Origin of the sequence: Deinococcus aerius (assembly GCF_002897375.1) — a bacterium.
Lineage (GTDB): Bacteria > Deinococcota > Deinococci > Deinococcales > Deinococcaceae > Deinococcus > Deinococcus aerius.
This window is the reverse complement of sequence record NZ_BFAG01000010.1, coordinates 49,889-68,585: the sequence shown is the minus strand read 5'-3', so window position 1 is coordinate 68,585 and position 18,697 is coordinate 49,889. Positions and strand designations below refer to the sequence as shown.

The 18,697-nt window shown below is 71.3% G+C and carries 18 protein-coding genes; 9 read left to right on the top strand and 9 right to left on the bottom strand.

Annotated elements, in window-relative coordinates:
• Positions 1 to 30: 30 nt before the first annotated feature.
• The gene (locus DAERI_RS14040) at positions 31 to 684 is read left to right on the top strand and encodes a hypothetical protein (RefSeq protein ID WP_103130061.1); all 654 of its coding nucleotides are present in this window, start codon (positions 31 to 33) and stop codon (positions 682 to 684) included.
• Between the two features lie 70 nt (positions 685 to 754).
• On the opposite strand, the gene DAERI_RS14035 is transcribed toward DAERI_RS14040, so the two are convergent.
• Positions 755 to 1,225: a hypothetical protein gene (locus tag DAERI_RS14035; protein WP_103130060.1), complete on the bottom strand. Its 471-nt coding sequence runs from the start codon at positions 1,223 to 1,225 to the stop codon at positions 755 to 757.
• Positions 1,226 to 1,410: 185 nt separating this feature from the next.
• On the bottom strand, positions 1,411 to 1,602 hold the full coding sequence (locus DAERI_RS14030; RefSeq protein WP_103130059.1) for a hypothetical protein: 192 nt from the start codon (positions 1,600 to 1,602) through the stop codon (positions 1,411 to 1,413).
• A gap of 243 nt (positions 1,603 to 1,845) precedes the next feature.
• Here DAERI_RS14030 and DAERI_RS14025 point away from each other — a divergent pair, with 243 nt between their 5' ends.
• Entirely contained in the window at positions 1,846 to 2,916 is a 1,071-nt protein-coding gene (locus DAERI_RS14025) for a hypothetical protein (RefSeq protein WP_103130058.1), read from the top strand.
• Between the two features lie 134 nt (positions 2,917 to 3,050).
• Here the strand turns inward: DAERI_RS14025 and DAERI_RS14020 are convergent, their stop codons facing one another.
• Positions 3,051 to 4,346, bottom strand: a complete 1,296-nt coding sequence (locus DAERI_RS14020; protein ID WP_114149456.1) for an NAD(P)/FAD-dependent oxidoreductase — start codon at positions 4,344 to 4,346, stop codon at positions 3,051 to 3,053.
• A 190-nt stretch (positions 4,347 to 4,536) separates the two neighbouring features.
• Here DAERI_RS14020 and DAERI_RS14015 point away from each other — a divergent pair, with 190 nt between their 5' ends.
• Together DAERI_RS14015 and DAERI_RS14010 are read left to right on the top strand one after the other, a co-directional pair.
• Positions 4,537 to 5,478: an NAD-dependent epimerase/dehydratase family protein gene (locus tag DAERI_RS14015; protein WP_201262762.1), complete on the top strand. Its 942-nt coding sequence runs from the start codon at positions 4,537 to 4,539 to the stop codon at positions 5,476 to 5,478.
• Between the two features lie 239 nt (positions 5,479 to 5,717).
• Positions 5,718 to 7,193 (top strand): ABC transporter substrate-binding protein, encoded by a 1,476-nt coding sequence (locus DAERI_RS14010; protein ID WP_103130055.1) that lies wholly within the window; start codon positions 5,718 to 5,720, stop codon positions 7,191 to 7,193.
• A gap of 138 nt (positions 7,194 to 7,331) precedes the next feature.
• Here the strand turns inward: DAERI_RS14010 and DAERI_RS14005 are convergent, their stop codons facing one another.
• Positions 7,332 to 7,769, bottom strand: coding sequence for a type II toxin-antitoxin system VapC family toxin (locus DAERI_RS14005; protein ID WP_235610398.1), 438 nt, complete (start codon positions 7,767 to 7,769; stop codon positions 7,332 to 7,334).
• Positions 7,766 to 8,131 carry a helix-turn-helix domain-containing protein gene (locus DAERI_RS14000; RefSeq protein ID WP_103130054.1) on the bottom strand — a complete coding sequence of 122 codons (366 nt, stop codon included), beginning with the start codon at positions 8,129 to 8,131 and terminating at the stop codon, positions 7,766 to 7,768. The genes DAERI_RS14005 and DAERI_RS14000 overlap by 4 nt, the downstream gene beginning before the upstream one ends.
• 718 nt (positions 8,132 to 8,849) lie before the next feature.
• Between DAERI_RS14000 and DAERI_RS13995 the strand changes: the two genes are divergently transcribed.
• From DAERI_RS13995 to DAERI_RS13975, 5 genes are all read left to right on the top strand, one after another.
• Positions 8,850 to 9,773: an ABC transporter permease gene (locus tag DAERI_RS13995; RefSeq protein ID WP_103130053.1), complete on the top strand. Its 924-nt coding sequence runs from the start codon at positions 8,850 to 8,852 to the stop codon at positions 9,771 to 9,773.
• Between the two features lie 85 nt (positions 9,774 to 9,858).
• The gene (locus DAERI_RS13990) at positions 9,859 to 10,611 is read left to right on the top strand and encodes an ABC transporter permease (protein WP_235610397.1); all 753 of its coding nucleotides are present in this window, start codon (positions 9,859 to 9,861) and stop codon (positions 10,609 to 10,611) included.
• Positions 10,608 to 11,648 carry a P1 family peptidase gene (locus tag DAERI_RS13985; RefSeq protein WP_103130051.1) on the top strand — a complete coding sequence of 347 codons (1,041 nt, stop codon included), beginning with the start codon at positions 10,608 to 10,610 and terminating at the stop codon, positions 11,646 to 11,648. Before DAERI_RS13990 ends, DAERI_RS13985 begins: the two co-directional genes overlap by 4 nt.
• 86 nt (positions 11,649 to 11,734) lie before the next feature.
• Positions 11,735 to 12,898 (top strand): M20 family metallopeptidase, encoded by a 1,164-nt coding sequence (locus DAERI_RS13980; RefSeq protein WP_103130050.1) that lies wholly within the window; start codon positions 11,735 to 11,737, stop codon positions 12,896 to 12,898.
• Between the two features lie 25 nt (positions 12,899 to 12,923).
• On the top strand, positions 12,924 to 13,715 hold the full coding sequence (locus DAERI_RS13975; protein ID WP_103130049.1) for an SDR family NAD(P)-dependent oxidoreductase: 792 nt from the start codon (positions 12,924 to 12,926) through the stop codon (positions 13,713 to 13,715).
• 128 nt (positions 13,716 to 13,843) lie between these two features.
• On the opposite strand, the gene eutC is transcribed toward DAERI_RS13975, so the two are convergent.
• Genes eutC through DAERI_RS13955 form a run of 4 tightly spaced genes read right to left on the bottom strand, consistent with a single transcriptional unit; the run spans position 13,844 to position 18,673 of the window.
• The gene (eutC, locus tag DAERI_RS13970) at positions 13,844 to 14,605 is read right to left on the bottom strand and encodes an ethanolamine ammonia-lyase subunit EutC (protein ID WP_103130048.1); all 762 of its coding nucleotides are present in this window, start codon (positions 14,603 to 14,605) and stop codon (positions 13,844 to 13,846) included.
• Positions 14,602 to 15,984: an ethanolamine ammonia-lyase subunit EutB gene (locus tag DAERI_RS13965; protein ID WP_103130047.1), complete on the bottom strand. Its 1,383-nt coding sequence runs from the start codon at positions 15,982 to 15,984 to the stop codon at positions 14,602 to 14,604. The genes eutC and DAERI_RS13965 overlap by 4 nt, the downstream gene beginning before the upstream one ends.
• 47 nt (positions 15,985 to 16,031) lie before the next feature.
• Positions 16,032 to 17,207, bottom strand: coding sequence for an N-methyl-L-tryptophan oxidase (gene solA, locus DAERI_RS13960; RefSeq protein WP_103130046.1), 1,176 nt, complete (start codon positions 17,205 to 17,207; stop codon positions 16,032 to 16,034).
• Entirely contained in the window at positions 17,204 to 18,673 is a 1,470-nt protein-coding gene (locus DAERI_RS13955; protein WP_103130045.1) for a glycoside hydrolase family 32 protein, read from the bottom strand. Before DAERI_RS13955 ends, solA begins: the two co-directional genes overlap by 4 nt.
• Positions 18,674 to 18,697 lie beyond the last annotated feature (24 nt).

Sequence of the window (18,697 nt, the reverse complement as noted above, 5' to 3'; positions counted from 1 at the left end):
TTCCGCCCACGTTCTGAAGGAGAAAAGTGCATGAAGAAGATCACTCTGCTAGGAGGCCTGTTGCTGGGCCTGACCGCCTGCGGCGGGGGCAGCACCCCCTCCGACTACCCCTACAATCCCAACGCGAGCACGGTGCAGTCGAACGACGCCCGCATTCCCTACCGGGGCGACTGGCAGTTCGTGGCGATCCTCGACGACAAGAGCAAGCGCTACGGCGTGATCGCCATCACCGACAAGGCCTCGACCGCCGACCTGAAGAACGCCGGGGGCGGGCGCGTGGCCTGGTGCCTCAGGAGCGACTGCACCCAGGATGAGGAACAGGGCGTCGGCGTCATCGGCTCGGCGACCGTCGAGGGCAAGGCGTTCCTCTCCATCGGGATGACGCCCAATGGTGGCACCAAGCTCCGCTTCTTCCTCACCGACACGGACGGGGTGGTCGAGACCAAGGACGGAAAGGCGACGATCCTCGGCGAGGGCACCTGGACCAACCCGGGGGGCGGGGCTCACGCGGCCAACTTCGCGTTCGTGCAGATCAACACCAAGTCGGACCTCGCCAGCCAAGCTGCCAAGCAGCAGGCCTTCCTGAGCGCACAGGAGCTGCTGGCTGCGCGCGCGCCGGCCCCGCAGGAGATTCGCCCGCAGGGCGAGATCCGCGACGCGCTCACGAGCAGCCTCATCAAGTAAACCCGGGAATCAGAAAGGGGAGGGGAGCCCGCTGGGGTCCCCTCCCCTTTGGCGATCCCGCCGCCGAATGTCAGTTCCCGCCGCCGCGCGGGGTGACGGGAACGCCGGCGTCATCGGCCGCCTCGTTGGCGAGGGCCAGGGCGGTCGGGTCGCTCAACAGCCGGTTCAGGCTCTGCTGGGTGTTCACGGCGAGCCCGGGGTTCTGCCGAATCAACCCCGCGACGGCGTTCTCCAGGATGGTCTTACCGGTCGACGATTCGAGGGCCGCCCGGGTGAGAAGCGTGCTGGGCGCGTAGGTGTTGCCATACTTCAGCAGGGCGGCGAACGTGCCCGGCGAGATCCGCAGCTTCTCGACGACCACCTTCGCGGCGGCCGAGCCCGGCTGCAACTTCCGCAGCGCCGTGACGGTCAGGGGCGGCGTGATGCCCCGCGCGTTGCCGATGGCGATCAGGGCGCCGTAACCAGTGACCTGTGAGGTCTGGGCGGCGGCCGATACGGCAAGAAGGCCAGTAGCGACGGCAACCAGGAAAAACTTCTTCATTGCGTTTCCTTTCAGGAAGTCGGCTTATGGCCTTCAGCCCACCGCTTCGACCCTGCCCCTCCTGAAGGGCGAACAGGACAGGTTGGGGCCAAGTATAGCAATAGTGTTTACCTAATTCTTCAAAAGTCTTCACAAATTGGGCGAAGGGACGACCGGCCCTTCGCCTCCTCAGGAGCCCACCAGGGTTATGCGCCGGGGGAGGGACCGGGATGTGTTCGCGCCTGGGGCACCCCCGGCCTGCGCCGCTCACCTTCCCAGGCCCGTTCCTCCGGCGAGCGGTAGTCCTGCCCACTCACCCAGAACCACGCGAGGTGCAGCAGGAATCCCAGCGCGACGACCACGCCGAGGCCGAGGAACACCAGGAGAACGGTCAACATGTTGCAGTATGACGTGCAGACTCCCGCCGCCGTGTTCCGGCGGGCCTTGAGGTGCGCTTTACGCTTGGGCGGGCGTGGCGGGACGAAAAGAATTGCAGGGCGGCGCCCGAACACGCCATGTCTCCTGAACCTGGGGCTTCCACGATCCCGGGTTTTCCAAATGGGCAGGTCTTTTCGTTCACTCTCCGGGGGCAGCTACCCGGTTCACCTCGCTGGAGTTTAAGAAGTGTACCCTATTCTCATATGATCTACATGCTCACCACGCCCGATCATCTGTGTTTGGAGGACTTCTTGACCGGGCGCGGGGCTTCCTTCGCGCCGCATATCGTGCCCCTTCCCTACTCCACCCTCCTCAATGCCCGCGCGTTGCCGCGGGGCACGTACGTCTTCGGGGACCTGGAGCGGCTCTCGGGGCGGGACCTGGAGCGGGCCGCGGGGGTGTGGCAGCAGCTCGCGGCCCGCGGCCCGGGCGTGCGGCTCCTCAACCCCCCCCTGAAGGTCAAGCAGCGCTTCGAGTTGCTGCGGGCCCTGCGCCAGCACGGGGTGAATGATTTTGACGTTTACCGTCTGGACGAGGGGCGCTCTCCGCGGCGCTTCCCGGTCTTCGTGCGCAGCGAGCAGCGGCACAACGGCGTGGTGTCGGACCTGATCCACGACGCACCGGCCCTGGAACAGTTTCTGGAAGGCTGGCGGGCGCGGGGCCACGGACTGGCCGGGCTCATCCTGACTGAATTTTCCGGGGAGCCGGACGCGCGCGGCCTGTACCGCCGGTACGCCGCCTTCAACATCGGTGGCCGGATCATTCCGACGGATATCTTCTTCAGCCGCCGCTGGGAAGTGCGCGGCATGGACGACCTGATGGTGGTCGACGAGCATACCGTGGCCGAGGAACTCCGCTACCTGCGGGGCAACCCGCATGAGGCCCAGTTGCGCGCCGTCTTCGACCTGGCATGCATCGAGTACGGGCGGGTCGACTACGGCATCGTGGGTGGCCGCGTGCAGGTCTACGAGATCAACACCAACCCGTATCTCGCGTCCGGCCCCCTGGGCGGCGAGATGCGCGCGGCGGTGTACGAGCAGTTCGCGCGGGACTTCCTCGCGGCCCTCCACACCTTGAAGGGGCCGGACGGCGGGACTTCCCTGGCCGTCCGGCCCGCGGACGAGGGGCAGCGGCGCGCGGCGCTCCGGGGCTGGGCGAAACGGGCCGTGTACGGCGCGCTGTGGTGGGGCGGCCCGGAACGGGGCTACGGGCAGCGGGTGCGGTGGGCCAGGCGCCTGATCCAGCGCGGCAAGCGGGTGATGGGCGACCCGTGAGGGCCGGGGCGGGACCCGGAGGATGCGCGGCGGCAGGGCGGCGCCCACCGGGCGAGGTGTCGGGCAGCGGGGCGGACCAGGGGCCTACACACGCCGGACCGGATGTGCGCGAGAACCTTGTTGGGACCGGGCCCCTACCCGGTACCCCCGGAGTCCGGGCCGGACAAGGGCGGGGAGGGCCTGGACCCGCCCCCGGTGAGCGCCGAGTTCACCCGCCGCCCCACGCCCGCCGCCGCGAGCCGCCCGGCGGTCGCCAGCAGCCGGGGATGGCGCGTCCCGAGTTCGAGCAGCAGGCCCGGCGAGAAGTCGCCCGCGAGCAGCCGGGCGAAGGGTCCCGGCGGGATGGCCCGCAGCAGGGGCATCCGCTCCTCCCAGGCCGCGTCGTCGTACGACACCAGCCGCTCGTGGACGGCGTGGGCGACCCGCAGGTCGCGCCCGAACTCCCGCTGCCAGGCGCGGGCGTACCGTTCCAGGAAGCCGCGCGAGGCGTCCCCGGCCCGCACCGCCCCGGCCGCCACGCCGCCCGCGAGGTCGCCCGCCCGCATCACGTACCGGATGCCCTCGCCCACGAGGCTGGAGGCCTGCCCGGCGGCGTCGCCCACCACGAGCAGGCCGTGGGCGACGAGCGGCGCCCCGTCAGGAGCGGCGGCGGGCACGAGGCCGGTGTGGACCTCGACCGGGCTCGCCCCGCGCAGGCCCGGCACGCGCGCCGCCACCGTCTCCAGGTAGGCCCGGGGGTCGAGGTCGGTGTGTGGCCGGGTCACGCCGACGCCCAGCCGCACCCGTCCCCCGCCGTGCGGAAAGGCCCAGGCGTAGCCCCGGGGCGCCACCTGCGATCCGACGAGCAGCACCGCCTCGCGCTCGTCGAACCCCGGCGCGAACAGGTCGAGTTCGGCGCCGTAGCCGACGCTCGGGAAGCCGGGGTGCCCACCCGCCCGGCGCGCCACCAGGGCCGCGTGCCCGCTCGCGTCCACCACCACCCGGGCGCGGGCCTCGCACGCCTCGCCCGAGAGCCCGTCGCGGAAGCGCACACCAGTGGCGGCCCCGCCCGTGAGGACCGGCTCCTCGACCCGCGCCCGCAGCCGCAGCGCCGCGCCCGCCGCGATGGCCTCCTGCGCGAGATGCTGGTAGAGGCCGCGCACGTCGAGCACGCAGGCGACGGGCTCGGGGTAGTCGTAGACCGCCTCGCTGCGGGGGCCGACGAAGCGCAGGCGGGTGACGGGGTGGTAGAGCCGGGCGGGGACGCCGAGCCGGTCAAGTTCGGTGACGAAGCTCCCGCCGCTCGTCCGCACCGGCACGCCCACGGCGTCGGCCTTGTCCAGCACCAGGGTGCGCGCGCCCCCGAGCGCGGCGGCGCGTGCCGCTCGCAACCCGGCTGGCCCGGCCCCCACCACGACGACATCCCATTCCCCCGCAGGCCGCTCAAGCATGGCTCAGGCTAGCGCGGCTGGGGGGCACCCGCGCTTTGTCTCTTCCGTCCTTCTCCCCGGCCCCGGAAAAGAGCCCAGGCTGGCGTTCTCGCTGCCGGGGGGGCCTCCCCCGCGCTGGCCCGCGGCGCCGCCTATTCCATGTTCGCCCTCGCACGATTTTTGGCAGAATCGACCTGCTACGCTCAGCCCCATGAGCACGGAACGGATGTTGGTCACGGGTGGCGCGGGCTTTATCGGCAGCCACGTGGTGGAGGCTGCCCTCTCGGAGGGCTGGGAGGTTGCGGCGCTGGACGACCTTTCCAGCGGCCAGCGCGAGAACCTGCCCGCGGGAGTCAAGCTCTACGAGGTGGACGTGCGGGACGCGGCGGCGGTGTCGGCCGCCTTTGCGGAGTTCCGGCCCACCCTGGTGAGCCACCAGGCGGCGCAGGCCAGCGTGAGTATCAGCGTGCGTGAGCCGGTGCTCGACGCGGAGGTGAACATCCTGGGGGGCCTCAACGTCCTGCTGGCGGCCCGCACGGCGGGAGTGCGCCGGGTGATCTTCGCCTCCACGGGCGGGGCGATCTACGGGGAGGTCCCGCAGGGCGCCGCCGCCGAGGACTGGCCCGCCCGGCCCTACAGCCCCTACGCGACGAGCAAGCTGTCCTTCGAACACTACCTGGAGACCTTCCGCCAGCAGTTCGGGCTGGACGCGGTGAGCCTGCGCTACGCCAACGTGTACGGCCCGCGCCAGAACCCCCACGGGGAGGCGGGCGTGGTCGCCATCTTCGCCGACCACCTGCTCGCCGGGCAGCCCGTGCGGGTCAACGGGATGGAGGAGGCCGGGGACGACGGCTGCGTGCGCGACTACGTGTACGTGGCGGACGTGGCCCGCGCCAACATCGCCGCCGCGCGCGGGGAGACGCCCCGGCTGCTCAACGTCGGCACCGGGGTGGGCACGACCACCCGGCGGCTGGCCGAGGGGCTGGCCTCCGACCTGGGGGTGCGGGCCGACGTGCAGCCCGCACCCCCCCGGGCGGGCGACCTGAAGCGCTCGGTCCTCGACCCGGCGCGCTTCCGGGAGGTGCTGGGCGAGCCGCTGGGGCTGGAGGAGGGGCTGCGCCTCACCGCCGAGTGGGCGCGCTCGCACCGCTGAAGGGCGGGAGGCGGCTGAGCGGGCCTCTGACGGCAATTCCGGTTGAGCCGTTGGGAGAACGGTTCAACCCGGGGGGACTTGAGAAGCTGCGGAGCAGACCGAAGCAGCGCTTTCCCGGGACGGCTCGGTGGGCAGCGATGCCTCCCCCACCCCTCACCCGGATGGCCCGGGTCGGCCTATGATCTGAACAGCCCGAGCAGCATCTGTCCCCGGGACATCCGCCCGAAGAGAGGTCCGTCATGAGATACGCCCTCACCGCCCTGCTGCTGCTGTCCGCCGCCCGCGCCCAGTCCGCGCCGGACACCCTCAACGTCGCCATCGCCGCCGAGCCGCCGCTGCTCGACCCCACCGCCTCCCCCTCGGCGGAGATCGCGCGGGTGTTCAACCTCAACGTGATGCAGGGCCTGCTGACGGTGGACGCGCGGGGCCGGATCGTGCCGCTGCTGGCGACCGGCTACACGGTGTCCCCCGACGGGCTGACCTACACCTTCCGGCTCAGGACGGGCGTGCGCTTCCACGACGGCTCGGCCTTCGACTCGGCGGACGTGGTGGCGGCCCTGAACCGGGCACGCGACCCCAAGTCGGGGCACACCCACCCGGAGTACTACGCCCAGATCAAGTCAGTGACCGCCCAGGGTCCGGCCACGGTCGTCCTGCGGCTGAGCCGCCCCGACAACGACCTGCTCTTCAACCTCGCGCGCTCGGACTCGGTGATCGGGCCACAGGGCAAGGAGGCGGCCCAGAAGACGAACCCGGTCGGCACGGGGCCCTTCCGCTTCAGCGCCTGGAACCGGGGCACGAGCATCGAACTCACGCGCTGGACCGGGTACTACGACAAGACGCTGCCCAAACTCTCCAAGGTCACCTTCCGCATCATCCCCGACCTCAACGCGCAGCTCGCGGCCCTCAAGGCGGGGGACGTGGACGTGATCGGCTATGGGGTGGGGCCGGAGAACCTGCCCGCGATCCGGGCGGATCCCAACCTGGGGCTGCTCATCGGCGGCTCGACCACGAAGATGACCATCGGGCTGAACAACAGCCGGGCGCCCTTCAACGACATCCGGGTGCGGCAGGCGCTGGCTTACGCCACCAACAAGCCCGAGATCGTGCAGGGCCTCTTCTTCGGGCAGGGCACACCCATCGGCAGCCACCGCACGCCCAGCGAGACGAATTACGTGGACCTCAGCCGGGCTTACCCCTACAACCCGGACAAGGCGCGGGCGCTCCTGCGGGCCGCCGGGTACACCGACCAGAAGCCGCTGACCTTCACCTTCGACCTGCCCGCCCAGTACCAGAACGAGGTGCGGATCGGGCAGGCGGTCGCGGCGCAGTGGGCCAAGGTGGGCATCCGGGCGCAGGTGCGCTCCATCGAGTTCAGCACCTGGCTCACGAAGATCTACACGAACGCCGACTACCAGGCCACCGTGATCGGGCACGTGGAGGCCAACGACATCGGCATCTACAATGACCCCAAATACTACTTCCGCTACAACAGCCCGCGGTTCCAGGCGACCTTCCGGCGCTACCAGAGCGGCACTCCCGCGCAGGCGGCGCAGGCGATGCGGGACCTGCAAAAGATTCTGAGCGACGACGCCGTGAACAACTGGGTCATGGAGTTTCCCACCATCGTGGCGCTGCGCAAGGGGGTGCAGGGCTGGACCGTGGGCTCGCCCATCGTGAGCCTCGACGTGACGCGGGTGTCGTGGCAGCGGTAAGCCAACCTGCTGGATAAACCCTCCCCATTCCCCGGCGCCGGACATGCGGCCTTCACCGCATCTGAGGGTGACCCGCAACATCGAGGTACTCCCATCTCCCGGGAAATCCTTTCACCGGCCCACCTGCGAGGGGTGCGCCTACCCGTGCCATACCTGCCCAGGGAGTACTCCATCAGCGACTCTTTGAAGCTGCTGGTCGAACGTCATGAACCGGAGGCCCAGGGGGGAAAGGGTGAGGGCCGCTGCCAGGTGAACAGCGTCATACGCCTTCAGCCCATGTGTGGCGGCCAGGTCTCCCGCTGAACGCAGCAGGGCCTCGTTCACCCCGACGTGGGCGAAGCTCGGCCAGTCCGTCTCAAATGCCCGCACCGCCCGGTCGTGTTCACCCTTCCGCATGAGCTTCCTCCTGAGGCGGCCCGCCAGCCCGGCGCGCAACTCGACATAGGTGATGGAGTGGGCGACCACGCCTCCGGCCGCCCACTGCTCGGCGAACACCTCCGCGCGGCCGGGTTCCGCCGAGTAGAGCCGGATCATGGCCGAGGTGTCCAAGTAGAGCAGGTGACCTTGCTGGGTCACAGCTCAGGCCCGCGATGTTCCTTCAGCAGCTCCTCGAAGGCGGGGCCAGCGACCTCGACAGGTTCATCCAGACCCTTGGGCTTCTTGCCCCAGGGGTGGGTGCTGAGGAGTGCCATCGCGTCGGCCTTCGCCTGCACTTCCGAAGGGGACGCGGCGCCGCGGGCCTTCGTCACCGTGAGTTCGAGGCCGAGAACTTCGAGAACGTCGATCAGGCTCTGGGGAATCTTCCCGTAGGTGCCGTTCAGGAGTTGAGAGACGGCGGGCGGCTTGACCCCGAGCAGCTTGGCGAGCTGGGCGCGCGTGAGCCCCTGTGCTCGGACAGCCTCCTGAAGCTGGCGGCGAATGCGAAGGTTCATGTCCATCGCAATAATAATAAGCTATGCACTTAATAAAGTCGATTACTTAGTAAAGGTAACAAGCACTTGACTGAACAGAGAAGAGCCCGGGAGGAGGTTCGCAGGGGGATGACGGCGCCGACAGCCGTGTGCAGGGCAGCCAGCGGCGGAAAGTCGTAGGGCAAGCTGCTGGCCTCCAGCCAGCGTTGTCCACTTTTGGGGGCAGGCCAGCAGAAGGTGTACCCCGGTGTTCAGACGGGCGACATCGTGCAGGCAGGCGTTCCTGGGGGGAGTAAGGCGGGAGTGTAGACTGGGCGCGTCTGCGTCCGCGCGACAGGCAGCTTCAGGCTCCCGCAGGCGGACGGCCTCCCCACCGCTTCTTCACCCCCTTGCACAAAGGAGACAGCTATGGCTCCCTCTTTGAGAGGCACCCGCGGTGCCCGCCCCCTTTCCTCCCCGGGCAGAAACGACGGGGCCTCCGGGAACCTGTGGTGAGGACGATGTTTGCTCCCCCCGTGGGGGGCTTCCCAAGCCGCGGAGCAGCGGGGGCGCGCGACCTGCGCCAGCACGACCGGGGGGGCCTGCCCCTCCCTCTCGCCGCGCCGCGGGCCGTGCGAGTCCCCCCCGAGCTGTACAGGTCCCCGCCTCCCTCCCGGGGGGAGAGGGGCACAACACGCGCGTTCACCGCGCGGATGAGGAGCATCCTTCAACTCCCCCACCACGCCCCCGGTGGAGTCCTTCCCGAGTGAGCGCCTCCCTGGTCCTGTGGCGCCTGCTGATCGCCCTGGTGACCCTCTTGATCGCCAGCCTGATCGTGTTTTTCAGCCTGAGCCTCATTCCGGGGGACCCGGCGCTGAGCCTGCTCGGCGTGGGGGCGACGCCGGGAGCGGTGGCGGCCCTGCGCGAGCAGCTCGGGCTGAACGAGCCGCCGCTGGCCCGTTACCTGGGGTGGCTGACGGGCGTGCTGCGGGGGGACCTGGGCACATCAATTCGTTACAGCCAGCCCGTCACGGAACTCCTGGGCACCCGGTTGCCCTTCACGCTGACGCTGGCGCTGCTCAGCCTGGGGCTGACGACCGTGCTGGCGCTCGGCCTCGGCATCCTCGCGGCGCGGCGGGAGGGGTCATGGCTCGACCTCGTGCTGCGAACCGGGCTGACCCTGCTCTCGGCGGTCCCGGCCTTCTGGCTGGGGCTGCTGCTGATCCTGGTGTTTGCGGTGAAGTACCGCCTGCTGGCGTCCACGGGCTTTCGCGGGGCACGCGACCTGATCCTGCCGGTACTCACGCTGGTCCTCGTGCGGGTCAGCCTCTCCACCCGCATGGTGCGGGCCGCGCTGCTGGGGACGATGCGCAGTGACCATGTCCGCACCGCCCGCGCCAAGGGCCTCCCCGAGCGCCGGGTGCTGCTGCGCCACGGCCTGCGCAACGCCCTGATCCCGCTGCTGACGGTGCTGGGCCTGGAATTCGCCGAACTCCTCACGGGCACGGTGATCGTGGAGAACGTCTTCGCGCTGCCGGGCATGGGAACGTTGGCCCTGCAAGCGATCTCGGCGCGGGACTTTCCCCTGGTGCAGGGCGCCGTGCTGGTGCTCGCGCTCTTCGTGGTGACCGTCAACCTGCTCGTGGACCTCGCGTATGGCCTGCTTGATCCCCGGGTGCGTTATGGCTAGGGCGCTTTCCCGTGTAGTAGCCGGAAGGACGAGGCGGCGGCGGGGAAATCCCTCACTCCTCCTCGGGGCGGGGCTGGTGGGGGTGGTGGGATTGGCCGCGTTGGTGAGCCTGGTGTGGCTCCCCGCCGACCCCAACGCGGGCGACCTGCTCGCGCGGCTGAAGCCCCCCGGGGGCGGGCATGTCCTGGGCACCGACGCCTTCGGGCGCGACCTGCTGGCGAGGGTGATGGTGGGGGCTAGGAGCGCGCTCGCCGTGGGCCTGGTGGCGGTGGGCGTGGGGCTGGGGCTGGGCCTCCCGCTGGGGCTGCTGGCGGGCTTTTACGGCGGCCTCGTAGACCGGGCCCTCACGCTGCTGCTCGACGCGGTGTACGTCTTCCCCACCCTGCTGCTCGTGATGCTGCTGGTCACCGCCTGGGGCGCCGGGTTGTTGCCCGCCATGCTCGCCGTGGGCGTGAGCGCCGTGCCCGTCTTCGCGCGGCTGGCGCGGTCGGGGGCGGTTTCGGTGCGGGCCGAGCCGTATGTGGAGGCGGCGCAGGCCCTCGGTGCCCGCCCGGCCCGCGTGCTGGGGCGCCACGTGCTGCCCAACATTCTGACGCCCTTGATCGTGCAGGCGAGTTTCACGCTAGGCGCGGCCATCCTGATCGAGGGGGCACTGTCATACCTGGGACTCGGTATCCAGCCGCCTCAGGCAAGTTGGGGCAATATGCTGCGGGAGGCGCAGAGTTTCCTGTACCTCTCCGCGTACCCGACGGTCGTGCCGGGAGTGGCGATCATGCTCGCGGTGCTCGGCTTCAACCTGCTCGGGGACGGCCTGCGGGGCCGGGGGGGAGGGCCATGACGAACTTTGAAGCGGCGGCGGCGGGGAGTCAGCGGGGGGAGGTCCCGCGGCCCGGCCCGCTGAATGCCATCACCGACGTGACGGGCGTGCGGGTGGGCCACCACACCGACCTCGCGCAGGCGACCGGGACGACCGTGGTGCTGTTTGACGGCGGCGCCGTGGCCGGGGTGGACGTGCGCGGCGCCGCCCCCGGCACCCGCGAGACGGACCTGCTGCGGCCCGAGAACACCGTCACCCACATCCACGCCCTGCTGCTGAGTGGCGGCAGCGCCTACGGCCTGGACGCGGCGGGCGGCGTGATGCGCTTCCTGGAGGAGCGCGGCGTCGGCTTTGAGGTCGGGGAGGGCCGGGTGGTGCCCATCGTGCCCGGCGCGGTGCTGTTCGACCTCGGGCGGGCGGGGGATTTCGGGGGGCGACCGGACGCCTCCTTCGGCTACCAGGCGGCGGAGAACGCGCGGGCCGGGCCGGTGGAGCAGGGCAACGTCGGCGCGGGCACGGGGGCCGTGGTGGGTATGCTCAAGGGCGGCGTGGGCACGGCGAGCACCGCGCTGGAAGACGGCAGCCTGGTCGGGGCGCTCGTGGTCGTCAACGCCGCCGGGCAGGTGTTCTCACCCACGACGGGCGGGCTCTACGCGCACCAACTCGAACTCGCGGGGGAATTCGGCGGGCCGCTGCCCCCGGTGGACCCCCGCCTGCTGCCCCCCACCGACCCGCCCCAGCCCGGCCAGAACACCACCCTCGGGCTGGTCGCCGTGAACCGCACCCTATCCAAGGCGCAGGCGCTCAAGGTCGCGCAGATGGCCCAGGACGGCCTGCCCCGCTCCCTCTGGCCGGTCCACACCCCCTTTGACGGCGACGTGGTGTTCGCGGCGGCGACCGGGGGTCAGCCCGTGGAGACGCCCGGGGACCTCAGCCGCCTGGGGACCGTTGCCGCCGACACGCTCGCCCGGGCGGTCGTGCACGCGGTCCTGAACGCCCGCACCCTGGGCCGCTGGCCCGCCTACCGGGAGGTGGCAAGCCGCCCTTCACCGCCCTGAAGTCCTCTTCCCTGCCAGGAGGTTGTGCCATCGAACCCTCACCACCCAGCCCACTGCTCGACCTCGCCCGGCGGGCCGCCGACGCCGTGGACGAGGAGGCTCTGATCCACCTCGCCCGCTCGCTCGTGCGCCTCGACACCCAGGTACCCGTGCCCGGCGAGGCCGTCGCCGCCGACTTCCTGGAGCCGTACCTGCGTGAGCGCGGCTTCGCGGTCACCCGGCAGGAGGTGGCCCCGGGGCGGCCCAACCTCATCGCGGACCTGGGCACGGGCGAGGGCGGCCTGATCTTTGAGGGCCATACCGACGTGGTGTCCATCGGCGACCCGGGCGGCTGGGCCATTCCTCCCTTCGAGGGCCGCATCGAGAACGGCCTGCTGCACGGGCGGGGCAGCGCCGACATGAAGGCGGGGCTGGCCGCCGCGATCTGCGCCGCCGTCGCCGTGCGGGAGGTCCTGCCCACCCCGCAGCGCCCCCTGCGCCTCGCCATCCTCTGCGACGAGGAGGGGCTGATGCTGGGCGTCAAGGCCTTCGTGCGGGCGGGGTATGCGCGGGGCTTTGCCGGGGCGATCATCTGCGAGCCGGAGGAGAACGAGGTCTGCCTGTGCCAGAAGGGCGCCATGCGGGCGTGGGTGACCTTTACCGGGCGGATGGCCCACGGCGCGATGCCCTATGCGGGCGCCAACCCGATTCCGGCGGCGGCGGCCTTCGTGGGGGGACTCTCGGCCCTCGAACGGGAGTGGCGGGGCGCGCGGCACGAGTGGCTGGGGGACGTGTACCTCACTCCGACCGTCTTCGAGGCGAACGCCGGGCCGGGGCAGAACAACGTCATTCCCGGCACGTGCCGGGTGGGGCTGGACATCCGCACCGTGCCCGGGGTGGACCACGCCCTGCTGGCCGGGCAGATCGGGGACCTCCTCCGGTCGGTCCTGCCGGGCTTCCCGGGCATCTCCGCCGGGCTCGACGTGTACGAGGACCGCCCGGCAACCCAGACGCCCCCCGATGCACCAGTCGTGCGGGCCGTCGTCCGGGGGCTGGACCTCACCGGGCAGCCGGTGCGTTACGGCGGTGTGCCCGGAGCGACCGACGGCACCTTCCTGCACGCCTGGGCGGACGTGCCCATCGTGACCATCGGCCCGGGGGACCGCACCATCCCGCATCAGGTGGACGAGCATGTCCCGGTGCAGGCGGTGGTGGACGCCGCGCGGCTCTACGCCGCCGCCGCCATCCTGTTCCTGAACCGGGACGAGTGAAGCCCCCCCCTTGTTCGGAGGCCCTATGGATTACGCGACGATGTTTCGGCTCGACGGCAAGGTGGCCCTCCTGGTGGGGGGCGGCAGCGGCATCGGGGAGGCCAGCGCGCACGCCCTCGCGGCGAACGGGGCGCATGTGGTCGTGGCGGACCTCAACGGGGAGGCGGCCTCGCGGACGGCGGACGCCATCGTGCAAACTGGATACGCCGCCGAGGGCCTCACCCTCGACCTCACCGACGCGGGGGCGGTGGAGGACGCCGTGGCGGGCATCCTGCGTCAGCATGGTCGGCTCGACATCGGGGTGAGCAGCCCCAGCATCAACGTGCGCAAGCCGCTGCTCGACTACACCCCTGAGGAGTTCGAGCGGGTGTTGCGGGTCAATATGGGCGGCACCTTCAACCTCCTGCAAAGTGCGGGCCGGGCGATGGCCGAGGGGGGCGGCGGCAGCCTGATCGCCTTCTCGTCGATCCGCTCGCAGGTCGTCGAGCCCGGCCAGAGCGTCTACGCGGCGACGAAGGCGGGGACCCTGCAACTGCTGCGCGGCCTCGCCAGCGAGTTGGGGGGCCGGGGCGTGCGCGCCAACGCCGTCGCCCCGGGCGTGATCGACACGCCCCTGACCGCGCCCATCAAGAACAATCCGCAGTGGTACGAGGCCTACGCGCAAAAGAGTGTGTTCGGCCGCTGGGGCAGGCCGGAAGAGATCGCCGGGGCCGTGGTCTACCTCGCCTCGGACGCCGCCTCCTTCGTGACTGGCACGGTCCTCTTCGTGGACGGCGGCTGGACGAGCATGGACGGGCGCTTCACGCCCCCGCTGTAGCGTCCCTTCCCGCGTCTCACGGGAGCGCCCCGCAGAATTGCCGGACCCCGCGGCTCCTGCCCCGGCAACCGCTTTTGGCCTTCTCCCGGGTTGAACAGGTCCAGAATCGGTTCAATCGGGAATTCCTGTCACCCCCCCGGCAGGGCGTCCCCCGCGGGCAGGCGCACGCCGCTGAGTTCCCGCCCCAGGCTGGCCCGCACGAGGTGGCGCGTGGCCCGGGCCGCCACGCCGGGCGGCAGGCCCCCCGCGTGGATGTTGCTGATGCAGTTGCGCTCGGAGTCCAGGCGGCCCACGCGCGGGCCGTAGGTGAGGTAGAGCCCCAGGCTCTCGGGGGTGAGCAGCCCCAGCCCCGGCCGCTCGCCGAGCACCATCAGGGTCAGCCGGGCGCCGAGCGCCTCGCCGATGGGGTCGGCGGCGGCCACCCGGGCGTACTGGACGAGGACCACGGGCGCGAGCCGGTAGCCGGAGAGTTCGGGCAGCAGGGCCCGCAGGAAGGGCGGCGCGCTCTCCCGGACGGCGGTGGCGCTCAGGCCGTCGCCGACGACCAGGGCCACGTCGTACGTTCCGGCGTGCGGGCGCAGGCTCTCCAGCGCCCCCGGGCCCACGCTCCGCCCCAGGTCGGGCCGGCGCAGGTAGGTCTCGCGGCTGTCGGCCCCGGTTTGCAGGTGCAGGAACGGCATCCCCGCCCCCGTGAGCACGGCCTCCACCGGGCCGAAGTCCACCGGGGTGTGAATGGCGTCGCGGGCGCGGGCGTGCGCCTCGCCGAAGGCGAGCACCTCGCGGGTGGGCAGGCTGTGCCCCGCCCGGCCGAGGGCGATGCGGGCCCGGGTGTGGGCGCGCAGCTCCTCCCAGGGCGAGGGGGTGACGCCGGGCTCGATCTCGCCCCTCACGCGCCCCTCCAACCCAGCAGGCGCTCGGCGCGGGCCGGGTCGGGTGGGAGCAGCCGCTCGCCCGCCGCGATCCCCATGCGCTCCAGCCAGGCCACGAACTCGGGGGCGGGCTTCAGGCCGAAAAGCTGGCGGACATACCAGGCGTCGTGGTAGCTCGTGGACTGGTAGTTCAGCATGATGTCGTCGGCCCCCGGCACCCCGATGGCGAAGGTGAGGCCCGCCGCGGCGAGCAGCGTGAGCAGGGTGTCCATGTCGTCCTGGTCGGCCTCGGCGTGGTTGGTGTAGCACACGTCGCAGCCCATCGGGAGCCCCAGGAGCTTGCCGCAGAAATGGTCCTCCAGCCCGGCGCGGATGATCTGCTTGCCGTCGTACAGGTACTCGGGCCCGATGAAGCCCACCACCGTGTTCACGATCAGGGGCGAGAGCGAGCGCGCCACCGCATAGGCCCGCGCCTCGCAGGTCTGCTGGTCCACCCCGTGGTGGGCGTTCGCGGACAGCGCACTCCCCTGGCCGGTCTCGCAATACATGACGTTCTGGCCCACCGTGCCCCGGTTCAACGACCGCGCCGCGTCCCGGCCCTCGCGCAGCAGCGCCAGGTCCACCCCGAACCCCGCGTTGGCCGCCTGGGTGCCCGCAACCGACTGGAAGATCACGTCCAGGGGCGCACCCGCCTCGACCGCCGCGATCTGCGTGGTGATGTGGGCGAGCACGCACGTTTGGGCGGGCAGCTCCAGCCCCTCTCGCAACTCGTCGAGGAGGTGCAGCAGCCGGACGGTGGAGGCCACGCTGTCGAGGGCCGGGTTCACGCCGATGACCGCGTCCCCGATGCCGAACATCAGCCCGTCTATCGTGGAGGCCAGGATGCCCCGGGGGTCGTCGGTGGGGTGGTTGGGTTGCAGCCGCATCGAGAAGTGGCCCGGCAGCCCCAGGGTGGTGCGGAAGGCGGTGACCACCCGGCACTTGCGGGCCACCAGGATCAGGTCCTGGTTGCGCATCAGCTTGCTCACGGCGGCGACCATCTCGGGAGTCAGGCCGGGGGTGAGGGCGGCCAGGACCTCAGAGGTCGCCTCCTCCCCCAGCAGCCAGTCGCGGAACTCGCCGACGGTCAGTCCCGCCACGGGCGCGAAGGCCGCCGGGTCGTGGGTGTCCACGATCAGCCGGGTGACCTCGTCGGTCTCGTAGGGGATGAGCGGCTCTTCGAGAAAGAGGCGCAGCGGCAGCCCGGCGAGGACGGAGCGCGCCGCCACCCGCTCGTGGGCGCTCGCGGCGGCCAGCCCCGCCAGCTCGTCGCCCGAGCGAACCGGGCTGGCGCGGGCGAGCACGCTCCGCAGGTCCGGGAAGGTGTAGTGGCGGTGGCCCAGCGTGATGGAGTAGGACATCGGGTCTCCGGGGGGCTTGGACGCGGGGCCAGGCGCCGCGCCCGGCCTCATTCTGCGGGGGTGGGATGACCGTGAGCCATCGCCCGCCGGGCCCGGAAGCGCGCGGAATGCAGCGGGTGAGGCACCCCGTCCGCCCAGTCGGCCAGCAGTTCACCCAACACGGGCACGAACTTGAACCCGTGCCCGCTGCACGGCGAGGCGAGCAGCACGGACGGGGAACCGCCCGGGGTGACCGCGCCGTGCGTGTCGAGCAGGAAATCCTGGGTGGGTGTCACCGTGTAGAGGCAGGTTTTGGCCTGCATGACCGGGCCCGCCGCCCCGGGCAGGCGGCGTTCCAGATAGGCGCCCAGCCGCGCGAGCGTCAGGTCTTCCACCTCGAAGTCCCGGGTCCGGGCCGTCGTCACGGGCCCCCGGAGATGTTCGGCGATTTTCACGCCCGGCAGCCCGAAGGCGGGGAAGCCGTAGACCTCCGCCTCCCCCGCCCGGGCGTGCCCGATGAACACGGGGAAGTGTTCCGGCTGGAACGGGGCGAGGTCCTGGGCCCGGAAAAAGGCCGTCGTCTCCTGCGTGACCCGCAGCCCACGCGCCAGGTCCGGCACCAGCTCCGGCAGCCAGGCCCCGGCGGCGACGATCAGGCGGCGGCAGGCGAAGGTGCCCCGCGGGGTGCGGACGGCGGGCGCGTCCGGGTCGCCCAGGTCCAGCTCCAGCGCCGGGGTGTGTTCCAGCATGGTGGCCCCCTCCGCGCGGGCCAGGGCCGCGAGCAGTTCGACCGTGTGGGAGGGGTTGACGATGCCCGCGTCGGGCGAGTAGACCGCCGCCCAATCGTCCGGGACGCGCCACTGCGGGAAGCGGCGCATGAGCGCCCCGGCGTCCAGCGTCTCGACCGCCACGCCCGCCTGTCGCAGGCTCTGTTCCACCGCCCGGAGGCTCGGCAACTCGTGCGGGCCCAGGTCGAGGCCGCCCGTGACGGTCAGCAGGGTCTGCCCGGAAACCTGCTCCACCTCACGCCACAGGTCGAGGGCACGCTGGGCCAACTGCACGTAGTCGGGCTGGTCGTAGGCGAGGCGGAAGATGCGCGAGTGGCCGTGGCTCGATCCCCGGTCGTGCCCCACGGCGAACTGGTCGAGCAGCAGCACCCGCCGCCCCCGCCGGGCGAGGTGATAGGCGGCGCTCGTCCCGGCCCCCCCGGCGCCCAGCACGATGCAGTCATAGGTCCTGTTCATGGGTCTCCTGAGCCCGGTCTGGGAGGTGCCGCCCGCCTCAGCGCATAGACGCTGGACCGCAGCACCTCCGCATCTCCTCCCTGGGCCGCGGCCCGGACGGTCCAGCCCGCCTCCTCTGGAAAGGCCAGGGCCGTCATCACCACGCGCCCGTCCTGGGCAAAGACCTCCACCGACGAGCGGTCCACGAGAATCCGCAGCGAGAGGAGGTGATCCGCGGCGGTGAGCGGTGCCTCGTACTCCCCGTCGAAACCCTCCGGGGCGCCGACCGAGGGCGCGGTTGTGCGCCGTAGGACGAGGCGCCTGCCCCCGAGGTCACACGAAATTACGACCTCCTCCTGATCGCCGCTCCCAATGTGGAGGACGAGGCGCCGCGCTCCCCGTCCCGCCAGGTCGAGGGACAGGTCCAGGGCGGGCAGCGCGTGAGGCGTGAGGATGAGCGGCACGCCGTCCCGGAGGGTGTGTTCCCTCACGCCAAACTCCGCTCCCTGCAGCCGGTCGAGTTCGGCGACGGGCTGTTGCCTCAGCACGGGACCCTCCGCCGACTCCGCGAGGGACAGCTCCCGGGGAACGCTCACTGTGCCGCGCCAGGGTTCGGTCGGCAGCCGGGAAGCGTACCGCCAATTGTTCATCCACCCCAGCCAGACCCGCCGCCCGGGGAGGTCCGAGAACGACAGGGCCGCGTAGAAGTCGGGCCCGTGATCCAGCCAGCGGGCGGGGGTTGTCGGTGAGAAGGTCCGGCCATCGAAGGTCCCGACGAAGTACTGGCACCCCGATCCTCCAGCCGGACGACCTGGGTACACGTCCACCTTGAGGACCCAGCGTTCCAGGCCGTCCTCGTCCATCAGCGGGAACAGCTCGGGCACCTCCCAGGGACCGCTCGTGTCGCCCGCGGGACCGAAGAGGCTTTCGGAGGTCCAGTCGCGTAGGCTGGGCGAGCTGAATATCTCCACCTGGCGCTCGGTGGGATGGGCGACGGCCATCACCCAGCGTTCCGTCCCGCTGTGCCAGAACACCTTGGGGTCCCGGAAGTCGCACTTGCCCCGGTCGAGCACGGGCACTTCCCCGAGGTCGTGCCACGTCCGCCCGCGGTCCCGGCTGTAGGCGAGGTACTGCGCCTGGTGCCCTTCCCGGTGCCCGGTGTACAGCGCGACGAGGGGCGGCACGTCCGGGAGCCCCAGCCCGCTCGTATTGTGCCAGTCCACAACCGCACTCCCCGAGAAGATGGCGCGGCCCTCCCGCTCGGGCAGCGCCACCCCGAGGTCCTCCCAGGCCATCAGGTCGCGGCTCACCGCGTGGCCCCAGCTCATGTGCCCGTGGGTCGAGCCGAAGGGATTGTGCTGGAAGAAGAGGTGGTACTCGCCCCCGAAGTGCAGCAGGCCGTTGGGGTCGTTCAGCCAGTGGCGCGCGGGCGTGAAGTGAAAGAGCGGGCGGTGGCGCTCGGCGGGCCGGGTCTGGGCAGTGGTCATGGTTGGGACGGGCGTTCTCCCCGG